The following is a 20,400-nucleotide window of genomic DNA, read 5'->3' as shown; positions in this document are numbered from 1 at the left end:
CCGTGATTGGTGTCGATTAACTACGGAACGAACAATAACCCCAACAATATAAGACCTGCCGAGCGCTTGCTGGTTGTATGTCCTCACGGGTGGGATCTATGACAAAGTACGCCGCCATCCCATCCGTTTCGCGGCGGCGTGTCATCCTTTAGAATCCATGTCCACAACACACGGTCAACCCGGTCTTTCGTCGGATCAGCGCTCGAACATTCGAAGTGCGATTCTTAGTACGCGCCATACGCTCGAAGATGAGCTTCGACGCCAGCTCGAAAAGTACGGCATCTACGAGGACAAGAAACTCCCACTTGAGAATCTGACACACCTCTCCGTTGAGGAGATTCACACCCGACGTACTCTTAATGCGGCTATCCAACGAGAGCTCGAATCGACTGAGGGCGACTTGGAGCGGTCGATAACCAACTACGTCCACGAAGCGACGAAGACCTACCTAAATCGATTCGTTGCGCTGAAAATTATCGAAGTTCGTGGCCTCGTCGAGGAAACAATCACCGAGCGACCCGAGTACGGTAACCGATCATATATGCATCACACCGTCGCTGAAATCGCCGGCGAGCTAACTAACGCACCCGACGACGGCTTCGGTGCCACACTCGATCTCGCGTATCAGGAGATCGGTGCAGAGATTCGGATGATTTTCGAGGAATCTGAACACACCGCTATCGACCTTGATGCGCAGGTACGCGAGGAAGTCCTTGATGATCTAGATCTAATCGACGACGAAGCATGGGAGAGCGACGAAGCACTGGGTTGGGTATACCAGTATTTCGGTGAGGAAGAACGCGAAGACATTGATGAGCGTATCGATGAAGAGAACTACAAGATTGCTGGGACGGATATAGCCACGAAGACTCAGTTGTTCACTCCACGGTACATCGTTGAGTGGATGGTTGACAACTCATTGGGTCGAACGTGGCTCGAAATGCAGGGCGAACGAACAAATATTGACGATGAGAAGAATTGCTTCTATCTCTCCCCGCTGCAAGACTCTTTGATTGAACGAGAGACCAAAGCAGTTGAGGACATTACTGTGCTTGACCCTGCTTGTGGCAGCGGTCATATGCTATTCTACGCCTTTGATGTGCTCTACCAGATGTATTTAGAGGAAGGAGAGATCCCCGAAAAATACATTCCACGTGAGATTCTCCGCAACAACCTCTACGGAATCGATATTGACTCTGGTGCAGCACAAATCGCGGCCCTGTCACTATATCTTAAAGCGAAAGCACGGGCTCCAAATATCGATGTTGACCAAATTAATATTGTCTCGGCAGATGCAGTCTTGATAAATGGTGAAAAAAAGCAGGAAGTCCTTAACCGATCACAATCGGAGCTCGAAAAGGAAATTCTGGAACAGATTTGGACTAGTTTTGAACATATTCGTGAGTGGGGGAGTCTTGTCCGAGTAGAAGAGCGTATCGAGGGGATTATCGATGAATACCGGGACGAACTCGAAGCAGCAGGTCAATCCAAGTTTACGCAAAGTGGGGGACTTGAAAAACAGGCTTCCGTTGTTTCGTTCTCGGATAATGAATCGGAATCATGGGACGCTGTGAAAGAGCGGTTACTTGAGAACACCCGTGAAATAGCTCGAATCGCCCTTAACGAGGATAACCCAATTGACGAAATGTTTGCCTCAGAGGTATCGAAGACAGTTGAACTTCTTGACGTTCTAATTCGTGATTACGACGTGGTGGTCGCTAATCCACCTTATATGGGTAGCGCGAAAATGGGGGATAATTTAAAACAATATGTGAAAGACGGATATGTTGGAACCCGCGATTTGTATGCTGCCTTCATTCAGCGATCTTGGGAGTTCGCTAAGGATGATGGATATGCTTCACTAGTCACCCCAGAGAACTATATGTTTTCGTACAGCTATCGGAAGCTTCGTCGGATTCTACTTCAGAATCATCAATTTGTCGAAGGGGTCCATCTCTCCCGTTATGGATTTGATCAACAAAAAGACGCCTACACTATCCCATTCCTTCTTCGAAATAGTGAGCCGGGGGAGCTTACTGAAACACGCTTCTACCGTATGACTCACGAACAAGATCAATACGAGAACTACGAAAAGAAAATACAGGGCTTGAACTACTTAGTCAAACAAATCAGAAAAGGTGATGACCCAGACGACATTTATATAATCAATTCGAATGATTTTCTATCGATTGGTCGACAGCCATTCTTATACTGGTTTGGTGATTCCCTTCTCAACCTCTTCTCCCAATATCCCGCGATAGAAGAGTCAGTAGAAGTGAAACAGGGACTAGCCACCGGGGATGATGACCGATTTGTTAGAAAACATTGGGAAGTACCCTCTGAGGAATTAAAAAGCTATTATGTTCCATATCAGAAAAGTGGATCTTCTTCTCCTTACTATGATACTCAACGTGATTATCTTGACTGGGAAAATGATGGTAAAGAGGTGAAAGAATATAGCGGAAGCCGCCCTCAAAATCCAGATTACTACTTCCGAGAGGGCATCTCATTCCGAGGTTTCGGAAATTATGCAGTTGCTCGCCAAAAGCCAGATGACACTATCTTCTATCACAAATCGCACTTCGTTTACTCACCGGAAATAAGTGACAAGTATCTACTTGGCTATGGTAATTCCACGTTGGTTCGGTTCCTTTTGAACGGAATCAATCCGTCGTTGAATTTCGAAGTCGGTGACGTGAAGCGACTACCAATTGATCCGGAACCGGCGGAACAAGAAAAAGTAGAGGATCTCGTTAACCAGGCATTGGAACGCAGGGAGCGATTAGTATCGCTAGATGAAACTAGTGATCAGTTTGACCCGGAACTCTTCACCGACTGCGTCCAAGGTGGAGTGAGAGAACTACTGTATCATAAAGACCAGCTCAATGCAGAAGTGGGTTTGATCCACGGGCTTATAGACCCAGTTATCTATGACGAATACTCAATCCCAACAGAAGAAAGGGACCGACTATACAATAATTTGCCCAATAATCTCTCAACATATCCTATCGTAGAAAACTTAGAAACGAATTATGGAACCTTCGGTGATGAGGTTCCCAAGAAGACCCTAACACTGGATGAATATGAGAATTTGCTCTCAGACATTTCGGAAGGCCCAGAAGACATTCGTGACGCAGCGGAAGATTTGGAAATATCGCCTCTAACAATCGCAGATGCCCGGTACATTAAGAATCTCTATGATGACGAAAGACTCGAACAATCTGTCGGTTATGTTCTGTCATTCTGTCTAGGGTTACTCTTCGGGCGGTGGGATGTCAATAAAGATATAGAAACTGTTGATGATGGAATAATAAGTTTCAACGAGAGCGCCAATCAAAATGTAAGTGAGCAAATTTCGAGCTGTTTGGAAACGGTTTTTGACGATGGTTCGAGTGTGCAGTCGTCTCTTGAAGATTCCCTAGGAACTTCATTGGAAGATTGGCTACGTGAATCCTTCTTCCGATACCATCATTGCAAGGAATACCGTCGTCGAGGTCAGCGCATTCCGATTTACTGGCAACTCGAAAGTCCGGATGGTGCATTCAGTTGCTTCGTTTACTATCACGCAATAGACTCGAACACACTTCCAAAACTTCGCGGCCAGTATCTTGATCAACGTATTGACGAACTCGAAAACGAACTTGAAACCCTAAATGCCCAGACTAGTGGCAATAACCCAGACAAGGATCTTCTAAACCGGAAAGAGAAAGTCCAAAAAGATCTCAATGATACCAAAGAATTCCGAGATACGATCGACAAAATGATTGACGACGGCGTTACCGTTGATGTGGAGAAAGGGATTTGGGAGAATATCAAAGAATGGGACCAATACGAAATTCTTGAAACTGGACTCCCAAAACTGAAATCAAGCTACTCCAGGTAGATCAGATGCACTTCCCTGAATAGAATAGCCTGTTAAAGATATTGTGACTATGATATGTGAAGTGTAATGAGTGAACTTACTATCCAGAATGTTGTTGGTGGGGGAACCATCGGCACAGAAATTGATCTATATTCGATAGCCAAAACAGAGTTTGAATCGTTTAGAACTCAATATGAGCCAGAATCATTTCCTGGCGTCGTGTTTCGCCATAATAATTTGGAACCCACGGTGATTTTACACCGCTCTGGCAAATTTAATATTGCAGGCGGCAAGTCGATTTCTAACACGAGAGAGCTATTTAACAAATTCTGTTCCAGTCTTACAACTGAAACAGGACTTGAGATACATCCAGAATTGGAAATACGATACTTCGTTACAACTGGCGATCTCGGACGGCAAATCGATCTCTCTGCTGCTGCACTAGCCTTTGGAATTGATGAGACAGAGTACGAACCTGAGCAATTCCCAGGGCTATTTTACCGGCCAGACGATCGGGATTGGTTTTCAATCTTGTTTGCGACTGGTTCAATTATTATTGATGGGACTCCAGACATAGACCTGCTTGAAAATGCTTATCAAAATATAGATGAGAAATTATCTACAACTGGTGTATAGCAATTGACTGAATCATCACGTCCGCTAACGCTGGGGAGTGCTCTTAGAATATATCTTGACCAGCCAGCTATTTCATCTCCCAGCATAACTTCCCAAAACAACAATCAGTCCTCGCTTGAAAGGAGAACATAATGGGAGATCTCGCGGACAGCATCATCACGGAACTTCGACAAAAATTCGACCGACACCCGGTCTGGGTGTGGTACGACGCCCAGGAGAAGTACAAGGGCGTCCTCAACCAGGTCGAAGCTGAACTCGACGATGTCACATTGGCTCGCTACGACGGCAGTTACTTCGAGCTAAAGCTCCGTCTCCGAAACGAGGATCCGGACTACGAGAAGAATTGGTTGTTCTATATCCCCGAGTCTCGAAACGACGCCGAGTGGTTCCGCGATGTCCACGCGCTTGGCCGACAGTACCGCGTCGGCCAGGACATCGACGACACACCGGTAACACAGTTCCTCGTCGAACACGACGAAGAGATCCCGGACGCTTACGAGGACTGGGGACAGAACCGCGAATACCAACGACTGGCGTTCTTTTGCGTGCTCTTCGAGACTGTAGGCCCAGCAATCGACGAGTGGGTCCGTGACTATCTCACTGATCCTGAGGAATACCGCGAAGACATCGAAGATAACGCGATGGCTGATGCCTGGGATGCACAGCTCCGCGAGGAGTACGGCATCGATGCTGGACTGGACCCGAAAGAACTGGCGACCCAACTCCTCTTCGGTGAGGTGACGAGTCGTGCTCCAGCGGCACAGTACGATAATCTCGCCGCGAATGACGCCCAAGCAGCGGCGAAGTTCTGCGACGATTGGCAGCAGTACGCTCCCGCCGATTTCACTCGCTATTCACGGGAGATCGAAGCTGACTACGATCTCACAGAGGCTGTGATCGAATCCGATCAAACCCGATGGAACGCTACTGCGTTCAAGGGTATCGACACTGGTCTGATTCGGCTCGTGATGGATCGACTTGCTGAGGAAACGTATGCCGATCTTCCGGAGATCGCGGCGGAACTCAATCGGACAGTTACGAAACGTCGGGACAGCTTCTGGAGCAACGAGGATCTCGTTGATTGGTCGGTGCCTGCTTTGGCAGTAGAGACGCTTCGTCAGATCGGTACCGTCGATGTCGACGACGCGAAAGCGATGGGTTCGATGGAACTCGCAGGACAGTACACGAGTGACGATGGCTGGTGGCAGGTTGACGCAGCCTATCGGCGTTACATCAACGCGACCCAGAAAGCCACATTCCCGTACCCAAAGGAAGCCACGGTGAAACGCCAGGTCACTAACCACTACATGGCCTTCCTTCAGGGCGTCAACCGGCCTCTGGCAGAGATTTTGAGCGACGATCCGACACTCGGAACGCCACAGACCTCGTTCTACGAGGAATTCGCTGAGGTCGAAGACGGAACGGCGATCATTATCTGTGACGGGCTCCGCTACGAACTTGCTGAAGCCATCCGTGAAAATCTTGGACGAAGAACCGACTTCGAACAGGATCTCTCCGCAGTGAGTGCTGCACTTCCGTCGATCACCGAGGTTGGGATGGCTGCACATCTACCGGGTGAACTCGGACTCTCGCTCGACGACGACGAACTCGTCGTCACCAGCGGTGGTGAGGAAATGGCTGGAAAGGCCGAGCGCGTCGAACGACTCAGTGCTGCGGGCTTCGATGTCGTCGATATGGACGAGGTGGGCGACATTTCACTGGAAGAGCTGACCGAGTCCGACCCCGTTCCGCGTGTCGTCTACTCCGGTACGATAGACAAACTCGGCGAGAGTCTTGACGACGATGCTGCATTCAGCCAGGTTGCGTCTCACGTCGACGATGTTGAACGGACTGTCCAGCGTCTCAAACAGGCCGGCTATACTCGCTTCGTGATCACCAGCGATCACGGGTTCCTGTATACGGACCGGCTGAATGACGATCACAAAGTCGAGGCCCCTGACCTTGCTCCGGTCGTCAAACGCCGGTTCGCTGCTACCGACCGTGAAACGCCACTTGTCGATACTGATGAGTTCGTCGAAATCGGTCACGAGGCACTGTCGAAACTCGGCATTGATGGCTCCGAGATCAAGTTGCTATTCCCCCGTAGTGTCGCGTGCTTCAAGTCACGAGGTGGGAATATGCGCTACTTCCACGGTGGGATTTCGCTTCAAGAACTCCTAGTCCCGTGTCTCACTGTAACCACGGGCGAAATCGAAGAGAGCGCGTCGATCAGCTACGATGTCTCGATCCCTGATCCGATTACAAACTCCATACTCACCGTGGAGATTGAGGCCAAGAGTGGGCAAGTCGCCTTCGACCCCGCACCAATATTAGAGGTTCGTGCAACCATCGATGGTGAGCCAGTCGCAGATCCTGTTACGATGGAGATCTCCCCTGGCGACAATAGCACCCGTGTTCGGCTCAAACAGGGAGCCATCTCGGGTGAAGATATGGTCCAATTCGAAGTCGTCGATACTGACACCAGAGAGACGATCACGAGACAGACTGTGAGCCTAGATTTACTCTTCGGAGATGACGATATGGGATTTGACGTGTGAGTGATCTCGGATACAACAACGGGCTGACGTAGTCGAATCCGAGCAGGACTCATTCACTATCTTGAGTTCTCACTCCTGATGACCGACACCAATATGCCCCCGGCAACATTGCCGTTATATAATGACGACTGAGGACGTAGATCGGAAGGCCCTGGATGTCTTCTCCGGGCGCGTCGTCCGGAAAGACCTTGTTCAGGACATCAAATCCGGGGTAAACGTCCCTACCTACGTTCTCGAATATCTGATTGGACAGTACTGTGCGACTGATGACGAGGAATCTCTGGAAGAGGGCCTCGAAAAGGTCAAAGAGATCCTGTCGAAGCACTACGTTCGTCCCGACGAAGCCGAATTCGTCAAGAGCGAGGTTCGAGAACGAGGACGCTATCGCGTCATTGATAAGGTCACCGTCAGGCTCGATGAGCAACAGGATGCCTACATCGGTTCGTTCGTCAATCTCGGTTTGAGCGATGTCGAGATTAACGAACATCTCGTCAGCAAGCATCCAAAGCTCCTCGGTGGTGGCGTCTGGGCTATCATCGACTTGGAATATCTCCCCGATAATGCGAACAGTCCAAAGAGCCTCTTCGGCATCGACTCGTTCAAACCCATTCAGGTATCGAATCTTGACCTTGACCAACTGAAAGATCGACGTAAAGATTTCACGCGCGACGAATGGATGGACCTTCTCCTTCAGACTGTCGGCTACGACCCCTCTTCATTTAGCGACCGCGAGAAATTCCTCTTCTTGGCTCGGTGTATCCCACTCGTCGAGTCGAATTACAACTACGTCGAATTGGGACCACGTGGGACGGGAAAGAGCTATCTCTACCGCGAAATCAGTCCCCATTCAATCCTCATCTCTGGCGGTAAAACCACCGTAGCAAAGCTCTTCTTGAACCTGAATACGGGACGAATCGGCCTCGTCGGTCGCTGGGATGTCGTTGCATTCGACGAGGTCGGGGGACTCCAGTTCAGCGATTCGGAAGCCGTCCAGATGCTCAAAGACTACATGGAGTCCGGAAGCTTCTCTCGTGGGACTGAAGAGCTGACTGCCCAAGCCTCGATGGTCTACGTCGGAAACATTGACCTCGACGTTGAAGGCGTTCTCAAGAGTTCACACCTCTTTGAACCGTTCCCCGAGGATATGCAGGATCTCGCGCTCATCGACCGATTCCACTACTACCTTCCAGGGTGGGAAGTCCCGAAGATGCGGTCCGAGTTCTTTGGCGACCAGTTTGGATTCATCGTCGACTACTTCGCTGAATTCGTCCGCGAACTTCGCAAGGAGTCGTACGGTGACGCGATTAACGAGGAGTTCGCGTTTGGTGACCATCTGAACCAACGAGACGAAAAGGCAGTACGAAAGACAGTCTCTGGTCTACTCAAGCTACTTCACCCACATGGCCACTACACGAAAGAAGAGCTCCGAGAGTATCTCGAATTCGCTATGGAAGGTCGTCGTCGAGTCAAGGAGCAATTGAAGCGGATTGGCGGTATGGAATATCGCGCCGTCGAATTCTCCTACCTTGACCTGGAGACGAAAGAGGAGATCTATGTCTCAGTACCCGAAGAAGCAGACGAGTCACTCATTCCCCCAGGAACACAGCAGGCAGGAACGGTCTACACAATAGGTGAGAGCGAAGGACGCCACGCACCCTTCCGAATCGAGACACAGACGCTCCCGGGGTCAGGCAAGACGAACATTTCTGGCACACCCGGAAAACGGATGAAAGAGTCGTTCGAAACCGCCTGTGACTATCTCCAGGCGAATATGCGGGAACTCAGTCGTGAAGAGACCCTAGATGAATACGACATCAATGTCCAGGTTCTCAACCCCTCTGATGCAAATGAGGGTGGTGAAACGAGCGTCGGGCTACTCGTAGGTATTGTTTCGGGAATTCTTGACCGGCCAGTTCGGCCACAAACGGTTGTACTGGGATCGATGAGTTTGATGGGCGAATTAGTCTCCGTGAGTTCGTTGATCGATAAACTCCAGCTGTCTGCGGATTCTGGAGCCAAAACGGTGCTCCTTCCAGCGAAGAACAAAGAAGACTTGCCGAAAATCCCCGACGAACTCCTCGACCAGCTCCAACTCGTGTTCTACACTAATCCCCTTGATGCGGCTAGTAAGGCGATTGAACTAGAGTGATTCATACTCCCTAAGATTCGTCCACTAATTCCCACAGCAGAGCGTTTCCGACCTTTCGACTCTCGACATCGCCTTCCTCTTCGAGACTTTGGAGCTTCAGATAAGCAGTTCTTCGGTCGCACCCCACGTGTTCAGCAACGTCGGTCGTCCCGACTGCACCGAGTTCCTCAAGGACCCGGAGAAAATCATCCCGAGGATACTCCTCGCTAAACCGACCACTGTTTTCGTCACGCTTCCGATCGCCCATATCTCCGATATTGACCCCGGTTCACTAATGAGTGCTGGGACGGCATCCATTAGTCGAACGTCCAAAGGTTTATGCCATTAGCGGCATGACTATTGGATGGAAGCTCAGCCATCGGGCGTTAATCAGGAAACGCCCGGGTGTGGTAGCACCCAGGCTGGGTTCAGAATAACCAATCTCGAACCCATGACGAAATCAACACCACCAAATCAAGAAAGTATCGACAGCGAGCTTATTGAAGACATAAACAAACTGAAACTGTCAGATTTGGCGGAAGGGGCCGTTATCTGTCAAGTTTGCAACTCTCGAATTCGTGAAGGCGGACGCATTACTGTGTCCGCTTTTCTATCGGAGTCTAGTTCGAAATTTAAGATTGACGATGTGTTTTGCCGTGGTCACGGAGATGAGTATAGTCGCTCGTGGGATCGGTCACTCCGGGAGCTGGTTGTTCGGGGGCGTGTTGGATCTGTGTCCGATACGGCGACGCAGTCGTCGTGGCCGGTATTGCTTGACCCTGAGCCGGTTGTCGTCAGTCCGGTAAACTCGATAGAGGCGTACACGCCGGATGGTACTGATCTGGATTCCGGTGCCGATGGTGAGGGTGCCGGAGTTGATGTGACTCATTCGGGTGTGGTGACGGAGTCATCTGGCCGTGAGCAGCCGTCGTCGTGGTGTGACGGTGGTGGTTCGCAATGACGGGGGGATCGGAGTCCCCGTCATTCTCGGTGGGGCACCTTGACGGTGAGTTCGAGCTTCCACCTGTCGATGAGTCAACGCTCCCAGATCTCTACTTGGATTTTGAGGTTGATCTGCTTGCGCCGGGTGACGGTGTCGTGACTGATCGGCATCATGCGTCTGCGGATCGGTACGAGGCGGATGATGCGATGAATCAGATTCGCGGGCAGATTTCGCCGTTCACGCTGTCGGGCTGGTTACGGCACGGCTGTGAACGCGTGTTGCAGATTGCTGGGATGACGGCGTGCCATCCGGGTGAACCGAATGCGGATTATATGCGTGCGGATGTGTATGATCGTGACCTGAGCCAGGGGTACCACGAGAAAGGAGCCTGCGTTGAGGCAGGCGATACCGACGCTGGCTGTGTTGTCTACGAGTTGTTCGGTGGATTTGGTGACAAGCCGGGCGAGTTGTTGCGTCGGCCGATTCGGTTCTCGCCGGTTCGCTCCCAAGTTGACGTGCTGCGTGGTGAAGCCGAGGCGCATTTCCGGCAACTGCACACGCAGGTTCGGTCGCGGAACGATGAAGACGGTGGGCAGCCGTTGCGGCACGCGACTCGGGACGTGGTTGGCAACGTCGAAGGGACGTGGCTGTTGTCGCTGCGGTCGTTGAATCCGGAGTTCGTCGGGCTGCTGCTGGAAGCGGTTTCGTTGCTCAATTCGAAGAGTGATACGTTCGAGTTCCAGCTGGGTGGTGCGCGGAATTTCGGTGCAGGGATTGCAGATGTGGGTGTGGTGAATCCGTTGTACACCGAGCGAGAGATCCGTCGCGTGTACAACCGGGCGCAGAACGCGACGACAGCGATGCAGGAGAAAGACGATGAGTGGCGGGAGACGTACCGCGAAGAGTTCACGCGGGCGCTGCAGGAGCGTGTAAGCGGTGCTGATGGTAAGTTGGATGCTCCGATTGATCGGCCAGAGGGTGCCGATGAGGGAGAGCGAGGTGATCTCTGATGGCTGATGCTCGTGAGATGGTGGATGCTGATGCAGTCGGTGAGACAGTTGCTGATCCGATGGTAGCCGTGTATCGCCACGATGTACACAAAATGAATGGTCGGCGGCACGGGTCGGGTGCTGAGGTGTACCACGGTGTGCCGGTGAACGAGGCCGTACCGCGTGGTGCGGATAGTGATGCGGCGTTGCTCAGTCGGCCGTCGGGCGAGCCGGAACAGATGGTGGCAAATCACTCGTCTCCATACCGATTGTCGCTGTTGACGGGTGAGTCTGCGACTGAATCTGACCGGATCGAGGCGGCAGCGGATGGCGGGTTCCGATCGTTGGTGGTATCTGATGATGCGCATCGACTACACGCAACGTGGCTGACGAGCGACGTGGCGGCGGCGTTCAACGAATCCGTGTATTATCCGTACACGTCGCTGAAGTACCACGTGCTGTTGACGGCGGCGCTGTTGTCCGAGTACCGAACAGGCCGGACCTTCGACGAGCTTTATTTGGCGGTGCATCCAGGTGAGTCGTCGGCCGCTGATGCCGGTGTCGAAGCGGCGTTAGAGAGTGATGTGGTGTCGCCGCATCGAACCGTGTTGTGGTCGCCGTTGGTGACGCTGGCTGTGACGAGTGATCCGGGCGATCGGCCGGCGGCGAGGCTCGGGCCGGAACCAGCCCGATCGTTTGCGGATGTCTGGTCACGGTTGTCGCAGGAACCGTTCGATGTGGACGAGGCGCGAGAATGGATGGTGTTGGATGCGCAGCTTCGCCGGCTTCGGTCGTGGTCGACGGCGCTACAGTACATTGAGGAGTTCGTTGCGTGGCGTGGTATGCCTGATGCTGGTGCTGCCGATGTAAACCGGGGGTGGCCGTGACGATGAGACGCTTCGAATCTCTTCGTCGCAGGGTTGTGTCGATGCCGGAATACGACGGTATAGACGGGTCTCCTGCCCGGGGCACTGGAAATGGGGTGTGTGCCTCGTGGTGTAGGTGTTCCTGTGAAGACACTGGAAACGGGGTGTGTGGTTGTCGAGACAGAGGGGCGGCATCACTGCTGCGAGATGCGGTGCCGCTTCGAGATTGGCGGACGATAGGTGTCCCCGTTGACCCCTGTATTGCGCCGGTAGCGGCGCTGTACGGCTCGTGGCACTGGAAACAGGGTGTGTCTGGACCGCAGTCCGTGGCGCTTCAGTCTCGGAGATTACTCGGGATCTGGAGTGGAAACGCAGGGGGTGAGTCAGCGTGACACGAATTCAGCAGGTACTGTTCGAGCTGGAGACAGGGTATCTGGGGCACCCGTACTTCGTGACAGGGAATGCGCTCTATCAGGCACTAGCACAGCGTGTCGATGAGTCGATGCGGCGAGGGCTGTGTGTCAGCAACGGTGTGTTCCTGCCGAAGGCGTACGGGACGCCGCCATCGTGGTACTCTCAGGAATCGTTAGGGAAGGTTGGATTGTCACTACCCCCGGTCGAGGCGTATGATGATCTGTTCTTGCTGCGAAATTCGGCGCAGCGCTGGTTGAAGTCGTCGCGGCCGCGGGACGCGCATAACGCCCATCCTGTCCAGTCGCACGGTGGGCGGCTTGCGTTCGATTCGGTCGCGTGGTTTGGTCGCCCGCCAGAGATGCAGACTTCGAAACGATCGGTTCGGTGGTTCGTCCAGTGTTACCTGTCTACGACTGGTTCGCACTCGAAGTCGGTGCTTCCCGTCGCAGACGAGACGCTGGATGGCCTGCAGGTCGGCGGCGCGCGGAACTACGGGTTCGGTCAGTTGTCGATCGTCGATTCACAACTGATCGATCTTGAGGCGTTGGACTACGACCGGATCGCAGCAGCTGATGAGCACACCATTGAGTTGGTGTCGCCGTTCGTCATAGCGACTGACTACCCCGGTGCTGATGATCAGTCCGTGCCGTGGTGGTGGGATGTGTCCCGCCCAGCTGCGCCGTCGAGTGCGGCTGACTGTGACCGTAACAATGAGGGTGAGGTGAGTGAAGCGAGAGGATCCGGGCTACGGCGACGGACGGAACGGCTCGTCGACGATGGAGACGTGTATGACCTAGCGACGATTGACCACGGACAGATTGTCGGGTACGACGGATCGGACCCGGTCAAGACGGCGAAGAACGGGGTGTCACGGGTTGGAACGCATTCCCGGTTCGGATTCGGTGAGCTTCGAGTCCGCCCGGCGAGCGATGATCGCATCCCGGATCGTGCCGAGCTGATACACGACGTTGAGAAGGCAGATGTCTCAGGGGGTGAAGCGTAGTGGTGCTGGAACTGGTCGCGTTCGATATTGAGACGACTGGGTTCGGTGTCGACGACGAGGTTACTGTAATCGGATTCGCGGTGCCGATGGGCGTCCGCGTGTTCGTCCAGACTGGTAGTCGGGATGCCGACGGTGTGGAGAGACATGTTAGTGATCGCGTGCCTGTACACGTGCAGGTAACGACGCATCCGACGGAGCGAGCGCTGTTTGAAGCAGTGGGATCGTTCACTGCGGACCGGCTCCAGGATGATGACGTGTTGCTGGTGGCGTTCAACGGAGAACGATGGAAGGGCGGGTTCGATCTCCCGTTCCTTCGGACGCGCTTGGCACGGTTGGAGATTGAGTGGCCGTTCCGTGAGCTCCCGTACGCGGATCTTCTGCCGGTCTTAACGCGGCGATTCAATACGACCGTCACATCCTGTGATGGTGGTGACGGTGATGTCGTGTCTGATGATCAGAGTGACTTAGCAGGCGTCTATGACGTGCTGTGTGATGGCCGGTACAGCGACGTGGATCCGTTCGTCGAGAGTGGTGAAGCAGTCACAGCGTTCAATGAGGGACGGTTCGCTGACCTAGTGACTCATAACGTCGCTGATGTGCTTCGGACCCGTGATCTCGGACGGCTTGCTCAGTGGTATTGCTCGAAATCAGAGTTCTCGGTGAAGTCACTGTCACCGACGGTGCAGAGGTGATGCTCGCGTAACTGTGCAACACCGAGTCTGACGGGGAGCGATGGAAGCGGTCGATCTGATTGAAGCGATCATCCATATGCTGGCCGGAACCGCGCGAACCAATCGAGCAAGCGACCGAAGCTAACAGAAACTGATGACACGAGCTGACGGACACCACGAGTTCAGCAACGAACCGAACGAGCAATTGACGACAGGCGAGGCAGACGACGCGGAGACGCGTACGTCTGACTCAGCGGCGAGCCACGACTACGAGCAGAGCCGTGAGAATGAGTCGGTGACTCCCGAGACGCGGGCCGACGTGTTGGCACGAGACGGTCATCGCTGCCAAGTATGCGGGCGAGAAGGTCCGGAGCGAGGTGGTCTGGCGACGTTACACGTCCACCATATCGAGCGTGACCCTGACGAAGTCGGTGAAAACGATCTGGAGAATCTAACGACGCTGTGCCGATCCTGCCACAGTTGGATTCACCAGCAATCGACGCGCGCAGACGCTCCAGTGACACTCACAGAAGCCGATCTCAGTGTGCTGCTTCCGCAGGACATCGAGATCTTACGGTACTTGGCTGACGAGGGGCCAGCGCAGACTGGTAAGATCGCGGACTCGTTAACGGCGGAGTTGTCGCCAACGACGGTCCGTGAACGCCTTGCAGTCCTGATGGGGCTTGACAACCAGGTCGAGACGCGTGACCGGCAGATCGTTGATCAGGATGTCCAGACGGGTGCGTGGGGCTTGACAGGCCAAATCGAGCATTCTGCGCGTGGTCACATCCCGTCGGATCCGCAAGCGTTGATTCAGCGGGTTGAAGACGAGCAGGTCCGGCAAGCCTTAGAACGCGGTTGTAACCGGCAGACGGTTATGGACGTGCTTGACATTTCTAGGCGGACGACGTTCCACAAAGAGAAGCGAGCGTGTGCGTATGATTTCCCCCTGGATGCGTTTCGCCGCGGTGGTCGCGGTGGGCAGCATCCAGGTGGTGACACCACGAGTGAGACAGCCGACGAGGCAGACGTGAATTCGAGTAGTTCCGATGAGCAACAACGGCTGGATTCCGTTGGCCACGGTGTCGGAGACAGTACTCCGTCTGACCCTACAGGACTAGGAGAGTCCGTTCAGGGCGATCAAGAAGATAGGGATGAGTCGACACCGGACGAGGGAAACGCAATGGTCCGCGAGCAGTTACAGACAGCTATTGCGGCGCTACAGCGGATCAACGCAGAGCTGTAGTCGTCTAAGAACGGACGATACGCGGTCAAATTCCTGTTTTCAACGTTGTTTCTATCACCCTGGGATTTGAATCCAATCTTGAGTTCGCTGAAACAGGTTCCACTGGGAGTGCGAATTCCGGTTAGAGTGGTGTTCCGGTGAGTTCGACTTTAGCGCTGTACTCGAAGTCTCCAGGTGATGCGCTTCGGGCAGCGTTGAAGAGTTTCCACTGTATTTCTCGATCAGGAAGTTCTGTTATCGCGGCGATACGGGTGATTAGGTCTTCGAATTCAAACTCCCAGCCGAGAAGTGGTTCTTCCACATCTGTAGAGATGATCTTGTAATCGGCTTTGGATAGGATTCGGTCTCCGCTAAAATCATCCATCCAGTGGCTGACTACTTCATGGCCTTGTTCTTGGTAGTATGTAGCGATGTGCTCAGCTTCTTCGTCTGTGAGCGTGAGGTTGAGTTCTGCGTTGACGAATCTCTTGAGTTCGTCAATATCAACCTCAACTTCACTGATCGTGTAGTCTGTCCCAATCTCTGATGTTTCTACCCAGCGGCTGTCTTTCGTGCCGTGAGTATACACGATCGCTCTAATGATGAGGTTTCGAGCCTCATCAAGGTAATAGTAGCCATATTTATCGAGTTCATCAAGGTCGACTTCGATTTCTGTGCCGTTTGTTTCGATGGTTGTTGTTAGCGTCATAGCTGTTGGGTTGTTGTCTTGTTAGCAACGTGCGAGGGGTGCCCTGTGGGTGTACTGAAACGTGTGCGTATCCAGACAGTCTCACGACTACCTACAAGTGGTAGTCTACTGGCTACGCAGGGTTACTGCGGGCTTCCATCGCCAAAGGGAGCTCTGAAACAATAGTAACTATCGGATCGTGACTTAAATACCCTTGGGGAAAGGGGATAATCCACGGTGGACTGCTTCCGCTTTCGATATTCTATTTCGTCTGCGAAGTCCCCCCGCAGTGAGAAATGAATTATACTTAACATTAACACAGGCCGTCTCACTTAGACTATTACCACTAATGTAAACAGTTTCATCCTCTGCCGCGAGCATTTCTCCGATGCTTTCGAATTCTCTCATTGATTCTAGTAACCGATCGTGTTCGTAGAACCAACTTCGCCTATCAGGGATACTGCTACTCGTCGGCAGAGTCGCCCGACATCTTCGCCGCAGCCTCACGATCCTTGAGAAGCTGCTCTTTGGACTGGCCAGTCGTTTCGACCAGTTCATCAACGGTTGGGATGGCTTTCAGGGCCATTCTTTCACTCATAGATTTGCCGGTCGAACAATTATTTCGCACAGTCGTACGCAGGGGCGCCTCTTCTTAGAGCCAGGCGAAGCCATCGAACAAATGGTTTCTCGTCGACGTAGTCTCCGACGCGGGCCGTGTATGACTCTCGCCGTGTCATTCGTTGTGGGTGGCAAGTAGTTCCTCAATAAGTTGGTACTGGTCGAGGAGATGGGTTATTGTTCGCCCGGATTCTGTGAGGCCGCGGTCTGTGTTCTGTATGACCGGTGTTGAATGGGCGACATCGTTCCGGAGATCCGTGATTGGGTCGAGTTGGCTGCTTGCTTGATGCCCGGCATCGAAGTCGAGTGCTTGTGATGCAGCGTCGCTGTTTCCGATGATAGTCACGAGTGTTGAGAATTGGGCGTAGTGAATCGGGTCAAGTGCGACGCCGGCGTCTTTCGCATCAGCGAGGCGTTCGTCGATGGCGTCCAATATGTCTGGGTGAAGCGGCGTGGTGTCGCGCCAATCTGGCACGTGTTCCTGGATTGTCTTTCGGAAGGCTTGTTCAAGTTGTGAGAGTTTGGTGTAGAGGTGTTGGTAGACTGGCTCGGTGTTGAGGTCTGCACGGGTGAGTATACCCGTGACTTGGTTTCGGTCCGCGAGATAGTAGAACGGGCGGTCATAGAGTGCTTCGAGAACTGTGTCGAGTGGGGAGTCGCTGGCGATGAGGACATCGACTGTGAGCGGTTCTGTAATCTCTGCGAGTGACGTGTCTGGCGAGGCTGTCTCTGCGGCGTCTCGTGTCACGTAGCCAATTGGGCGGCCATCCTCGAACACCGGTGCTGAGTCGTAGTCGCGTTCTGAAAGCCAGTCTGCTGCCGTCGGAACGTCGTCTGCCGGGCATATTTCTGGGTTTGCGGTAGCAATATTGTCCGCGGTGCAACCGTTGGTCATGGTTTGTCGTGTGAGGGGAGTGCTGTAATACCGACGTTAGATTTATTACCTTCAAAAATTAATAGGACTGTATAGATGCGTAACAAGCATCCATACCTCGTATATGATAGTATTCCATACGACGAGGCATCCGATCTGTTTCCCGTCTCTTCACTCCCGACCGATGCAGTTGTCCGTAATGCGAATGCTGAAGAACTGATTGAGGCAACGCCTGACGAGGCGATCGTCGCTGTCGCACCGGTGAGTATGGCAACAGGGTACGCACTGGCCCAAGAACCGCTCACTGCCGTGAAACTCTCTCAGCTATCTGGGACGGGGGCACTGCCAGTGCCGATGGGGGAATATGAGCTGTTGGTACGAGGCCGTCCACAAACGCGCCACAATCACTCACTTAGTGAATACGCCTGATATTCCCGGGATATGTATGATACAGGCGTGCTGTGAGTCTGGCTGCCCGAATGTGACTCTGCTATCGGCCCTTCTGTATTCTCAGATCCTGCGCCGAAATACCCGGGTGTTCGATTCACTTTCCATAGAGAACTCTCCGTTTCGCTATCCAGTTAAACTTCATATGGAAACGGGCACTCGTTTATAATATCCTACCGGTGCAACTACGCTATCGCACCGGTATCCTCAGCGACGAATGTCCCTTCTCCGCAGACCGGGCATTGTTCGTCAACAAGTTCATCGATGGTCTTGACCGCGTTTGATCGACACTCCGGACACGCCTTCTCATCCCGGTCGAGATCTAAATCCACCTGCGCTTCGCAGTGGATACAGAAGCAGTAGGTATTGAACCCGGTGCGACGGTCGATCTCTTCCTGGGACGCGTCCTCGCCGATCACGTCTCGCGCTCGTCCCATCTCTCCAGGGTGTGGACAATGGATGCGTTCGCCGTCGTCAGCGATTGCGTACATATAGTATCCCCAGCCGGACGGCATCTCGAACTCACAGTCCGGGTTCGTACAATGGAACTCGAATATCTGGGGCATCGGGACGAGGTATACTGGGACGACAGTAATCAGTTTCCCTGACACGAGGCGACTTCGGTTAGACTTCGTTCTGTAGAACCGGACACCCGTCTCTATGTGGGATTACTATTTGATGTAGAGCGTCTTGATCCTCAACCCGCGTCTATTAGTGAGCTATATTCGGCTCTGTTGAAAGCCCCACGAACGGATAGAGGTGGTGTGGGAAATACAAGGATATATCCAGCACAGCCAACATCGGCGTGAGCTGCCAATCTCACTCTATCATCACTGCCCAACAATAATGCATCTATGAGAGAGATCAGCAAATATGCTGATTGACGCGCTTACTAGGGTGTTCGGGGCTAATCTCCCGATATTCGCCTTGCTGTTCGTTGGGATCGTGGTCGAGAAATACTACGTGTCCAGAGTAACGACATTCACGAACGTTCTTGCGTTGAATATGTCGTTTCTGGGCTTAGAGACAGCACCAAGATTCCTCGTTTGGTACGGTGACCTCGGATTGATTCTTGGAGTGTACGGGATGCTTGCGTATCTTGTAAATGCTGAGATCGGGAAGCTGTACCGCGTACCGGCGTTCACGATGTACGCGTCGCTCCCGGTCGCGGTCGTTATCCTCGCGGCACCAACGGATTGGTGGCTCGCGTTGCTCGTCGCAGGGACAGTGAACTTCGTCGGGGGAGTAGTGCTCGAATCAGAGCTCGGGATTGATGTCGCTCACTGGGGACCTAGGCACGGCGAAGTAAGTCGGTTCATCGACACCAGGAAAATGGAATTCATCGATCCGTACGGAGTACATCAGCACGTGGATCTCGAACTCGGGAAATTCGAACGACGCTGACCGTCGCGTTCCAACCGGCGTCTACCCCACGATCCCTATGGCTAGTAGCACCTGAACAACCGCGAATAAGATTAGCAGCACCGAAGTGCCGAACATAGCTAACTGCAGCCGCTTCGGCTGCCGGATCGACGCGTCGTAATGCGAATTGTCCCACACGTGGAAACTGTACGCTGGGTCAGCTGATTTTGCACGTCCGGATTTTAATTCTCGGCGGTCGGAACCACTCTTTCCTGACGCCCCACCGGTAGCAATACCGAAAACCCCGTGGCCTTCGTACGCTAGAACTTTCCCACCGACAGTAACCGTCGTTTCCTCTCCACGGCCCAAGGGGCCGAACTCGACTTCGTTGGTATGCACTACTTGCATCGGGTTCGTTTCAATTGTCCATGTGAACGCGCTTTCTTCACTGAAATCGTATTTTGAGTCCTTGTTCCGGATGTGTACGTCGAATTCGGGTTTGTCGCTCGTATAGTAGACCGGGTCCGGTGCTTTGGCGGGTTCGACATAAAATTCTAACCCGTCAAACACGTCGATTGTTTGTGTTGCTGGCATACGAGCCGTGAGGAGAGCAATCGGGTTATATGTACTGTGGCCCGCTCGTTTTGTAGATCAGATGTCTGATAAAGTGATGAACGACCTTGACTCGGAATGGACCGTTGAGTGGGCGACGCCGAAGCCGCACGATGATGGGGTTCTCGATACCTTGGTTTTGAGCCGAGAGAAAGCCAGTGAGTATGGTGACAAGCTTGTCCAATCGTTGCGGGTCGACGGGGAGATACTCCGACGGTGGGGCCTTGATCCGAACGAACCGTTCGCTTGGATGGTTAAGGATGGTGAGATCGTCACGAAGCAGATTTCGCGGCAATTGTTTGAGCGAGTTGCGGAAAGAGAGCGGGATGACGCGTACTATGCCCGCGAGACTCTGAAATATCGGGCGGAACAATGCCTTCGCCAGTCGTCTTCGTACAGGTAGAGGCGGATACCGAGTAGTTCACGGAACCCGGCTTCCTGGATTGAGAGTGTTTTGGCTCCGATCATTTGTTCCACTCTGAGGTGAACGGTTATCAGACCAAG

General features: G+C 53.1%; 17 protein-coding genes. 11 read left to right on the top strand and 6 right to left on the bottom strand.

Annotated elements, in window-relative coordinates:
- Positions 1-157: 157 nt before the first annotated feature.
- The 4 genes from pglX to brxL all read left to right on the top strand — a co-directional run bounded on the left by pglX (position 158) and on the right by brxL (position 9,205).
- A complete protein-coding gene (pglX, locus tag C444_RS16620) occupies positions 158-3,883 on the top strand; it encodes a BREX-1 system adenine-specific DNA-methyltransferase PglX (protein ID WP_004594180.1) in 3,726 nt (1,241 codons plus the stop codon).
- Between the two features lie 66 nt (positions 3,884-3,949).
- Positions 3,950-4,498: a TATA-box-binding protein gene (locus C444_RS21345; RefSeq protein ID WP_004594179.1), complete on the top strand. Its 549-nt coding sequence runs from the start codon at positions 3,950-3,952 to the stop codon at positions 4,496-4,498.
- 131 nt (positions 4,499-4,629) lie between these two features.
- Positions 4,630-7,056, top strand: coding sequence for a PglZ domain-containing protein (locus tag C444_RS16615; RefSeq protein ID WP_004594178.1), 2,427 nt, complete (start codon positions 4,630-4,632; stop codon positions 7,054-7,056).
- A gap of 121 nt (positions 7,057-7,177) precedes the next feature.
- Entirely contained in the window at positions 7,178-9,205 is a 2,028-nt protein-coding gene (brxL, locus tag C444_RS16610) for a protease Lon-related BREX system protein BrxL (protein WP_004594177.1), read from the top strand.
- A gap of 10 nt (positions 9,206-9,215) precedes the next feature.
- On the opposite strand, the gene C444_RS16605 is transcribed toward brxL, so the two are convergent.
- Positions 9,216-9,452: a helix-turn-helix domain-containing protein gene (locus C444_RS16605; RefSeq protein ID WP_004594176.1), complete on the bottom strand. Its 237-nt coding sequence runs from the start codon at positions 9,450-9,452 to the stop codon at positions 9,216-9,218.
- 689 nt (positions 9,453-10,141) lie between these two features.
- Between C444_RS16605 and C444_RS16600 the strand changes: the two genes are divergently transcribed.
- From C444_RS16600 to C444_RS16580, 5 genes are all read left to right on the top strand, one after another.
- Positions 10,142-11,137 (top strand): hypothetical protein, encoded by a 996-nt coding sequence (locus C444_RS16600; RefSeq protein WP_004594174.1) that lies wholly within the window; start codon positions 10,142-10,144, stop codon positions 11,135-11,137.
- Positions 11,137-12,003 (top strand): hypothetical protein, encoded by an 867-nt coding sequence (locus C444_RS16595; RefSeq protein ID WP_004594173.1) that lies wholly within the window; start codon positions 11,137-11,139, stop codon positions 12,001-12,003. Before C444_RS16600 ends, C444_RS16595 begins: the two co-directional genes overlap by 1 nt.
- A gap of 367 nt (positions 12,004-12,370) precedes the next feature.
- Entirely contained in the window at positions 12,371-13,399 is a 1,029-nt protein-coding gene (locus C444_RS16590; RefSeq protein WP_004594172.1) for a hypothetical protein, read from the top strand.
- Positions 13,399-14,091, top strand: a complete 693-nt coding sequence (locus C444_RS16585; protein ID WP_004594171.1) for a 3'-5' exonuclease family protein — start codon at positions 13,399-13,401, stop codon at positions 14,089-14,091. Before C444_RS16590 ends, C444_RS16585 begins: the two co-directional genes overlap by 1 nt.
- A 133-nt stretch (positions 14,092-14,224) precedes the next feature.
- Positions 14,225-15,316: an HNH endonuclease gene (locus C444_RS16580; RefSeq protein WP_004594170.1), complete on the top strand. Its 1,092-nt coding sequence runs from the start codon at positions 14,225-14,227 to the stop codon at positions 15,314-15,316.
- A 121-nt stretch (positions 15,317-15,437) separates the two neighbouring features.
- Here C444_RS16580 and C444_RS16575 read toward each other — a convergent pair whose 3' ends face one another.
- The 4 genes from C444_RS16575 to C444_RS16565 all read right to left on the bottom strand — a co-directional run bounded on the left by C444_RS16575 (position 15,438) and on the right by C444_RS16565 (position 18,488).
- Complete coding sequence (locus C444_RS16575; RefSeq protein ID WP_004594169.1) at positions 15,438-16,004, bottom strand: hypothetical protein; 567 nt, start codon at positions 16,002-16,004, stop codon at positions 15,438-15,440.
- Between the two features lie 442 nt (positions 16,005-16,446).
- Positions 16,447-16,581 (bottom strand): hypothetical protein, encoded by a 135-nt coding sequence (locus tag C444_RS23005; protein WP_275039452.1) that lies wholly within the window; start codon positions 16,579-16,581, stop codon positions 16,447-16,449.
- Positions 16,582-16,716: 135 nt separating this feature from the next.
- Positions 16,717-17,496 (bottom strand): CBS domain-containing protein, encoded by a 780-nt coding sequence (locus tag C444_RS16570; protein WP_004594166.1) that lies wholly within the window; start codon positions 17,494-17,496, stop codon positions 16,717-16,719.
- 611 nt (positions 17,497-18,107) lie between these two features.
- Positions 18,108-18,488 carry a hypothetical protein gene (locus tag C444_RS16565; RefSeq protein ID WP_004594165.1) on the bottom strand — a complete coding sequence of 127 codons (381 nt, stop codon included), beginning with the start codon at positions 18,486-18,488 and terminating at the stop codon, positions 18,108-18,110.
- Positions 18,489-18,795: 307 nt separating this feature from the next.
- Here C444_RS16565 and C444_RS16560 point away from each other — a divergent pair, with 307 nt between their 5' ends.
- Positions 18,796-19,326: a hypothetical protein gene (locus C444_RS16560; protein ID WP_004594164.1), complete on the top strand. Its 531-nt coding sequence runs from the start codon at positions 18,796-18,798 to the stop codon at positions 19,324-19,326.
- Between the two features lie 21 nt (positions 19,327-19,347).
- Here C444_RS16560 and C444_RS16555 read toward each other — a convergent pair whose 3' ends face one another.
- A complete protein-coding gene (locus tag C444_RS16555) occupies positions 19,348-19,878 on the bottom strand; it encodes a hypothetical protein (protein ID WP_004594163.1) in 531 nt (176 codons plus the stop codon).
- Between the two features lie 76 nt (positions 19,879-19,954).
- Here C444_RS16555 and C444_RS16550 point away from each other — a divergent pair, with 76 nt between their 5' ends.
- Complete coding sequence (locus tag C444_RS16550; protein ID WP_004594162.1) at positions 19,955-20,299, top strand: hypothetical protein; 345 nt, start codon at positions 19,955-19,957, stop codon at positions 20,297-20,299.
- Positions 20,300-20,400: the final 101 nt, after the last annotated feature.

The sequence above is a fragment of the Haloarcula japonica DSM 6131 genome (genome assembly GCF_000336635.1).
GTDB classification, from domain to species: domain Archaea; phylum Halobacteriota; class Halobacteria; order Halobacteriales; family Haloarculaceae; genus Haloarcula; species Haloarcula japonica.
This window is presented reverse-complemented; position numbering and strand designations above follow the sequence as displayed.

Excerpts from the sequence above, each read along its gene's own strand:
- pglX (WP_004594180.1), top strand. The coding sequence starts at position 158 with ATGTCCACAACACACGGTCAACCCGGTCTTTCGTCGGATCAGCGCTCG.
- C444_RS21345 (WP_004594179.1), top strand. The coding sequence starts at position 3,950 with ATGAGTGAACTTACTATCCAGAATGTTGTTGGTGGGGGAACCATCGGC.
- C444_RS16615 (WP_004594178.1), top strand. The coding sequence starts at position 4,630 with ATGGGAGATCTCGCGGACAGCATCATCACGGAACTTCGACAAAAATTC.
- brxL (WP_004594177.1), top strand. The coding sequence starts at position 7,178 with ATGACGACTGAGGACGTAGATCGGAAGGCCCTGGATGTCTTCTCCGGG.
- C444_RS16605 (WP_004594176.1), bottom strand. The coding sequence starts at position 9,452 with ATGGGCGATCGGAAGCGTGACGAAAACAGTGGTCGGTTTAGCGAGGAG.
- C444_RS16600 (WP_004594174.1), top strand. The coding sequence starts at position 10,142 with ATGACGGGGGGATCGGAGTCCCCGTCATTCTCGGTGGGGCACCTTGAC.
- C444_RS16595 (WP_004594173.1), top strand. The coding sequence starts at position 11,137 with ATGGCTGATGCTCGTGAGATGGTGGATGCTGATGCAGTCGGTGAGACA.
- C444_RS16580 (WP_004594170.1), top strand. The coding sequence starts at position 14,225 with ATGACACGAGCTGACGGACACCACGAGTTCAGCAACGAACCGAACGAG.
- C444_RS16575 (WP_004594169.1), bottom strand. The coding sequence starts at position 16,004 with ATGACGCTAACAACAACCATCGAAACAAACGGCACAGAAATCGAAGTC.
- C444_RS23005 (WP_275039452.1), bottom strand. The coding sequence starts at position 16,581 with ATGAGTGAAAGAATGGCCCTGAAAGCCATCCCAACCGTTGATGAACTG.
- C444_RS16570 (WP_004594166.1), bottom strand. The coding sequence starts at position 17,496 with ATGACCAACGGTTGCACCGCGGACAATATTGCTACCGCAAACCCAGAA.
- C444_RS16565 (WP_004594165.1), bottom strand. The coding sequence starts at position 18,488 with ATGCCCCAGATATTCGAGTTCCATTGTACGAACCCGGACTGTGAGTTC.
- C444_RS16560 (WP_004594164.1), top strand. The coding sequence starts at position 18,796 with ATGCTGATTGACGCGCTTACTAGGGTGTTCGGGGCTAATCTCCCGATA.
- C444_RS16555 (WP_004594163.1), bottom strand. The coding sequence starts at position 19,878 with ATGCCAGCAACACAAACAATCGACGTGTTTGACGGGTTAGAATTTTAT.
- C444_RS16550 (WP_004594162.1), top strand. The coding sequence starts at position 19,955 with ATGAACGACCTTGACTCGGAATGGACCGTTGAGTGGGCGACGCCGAAG.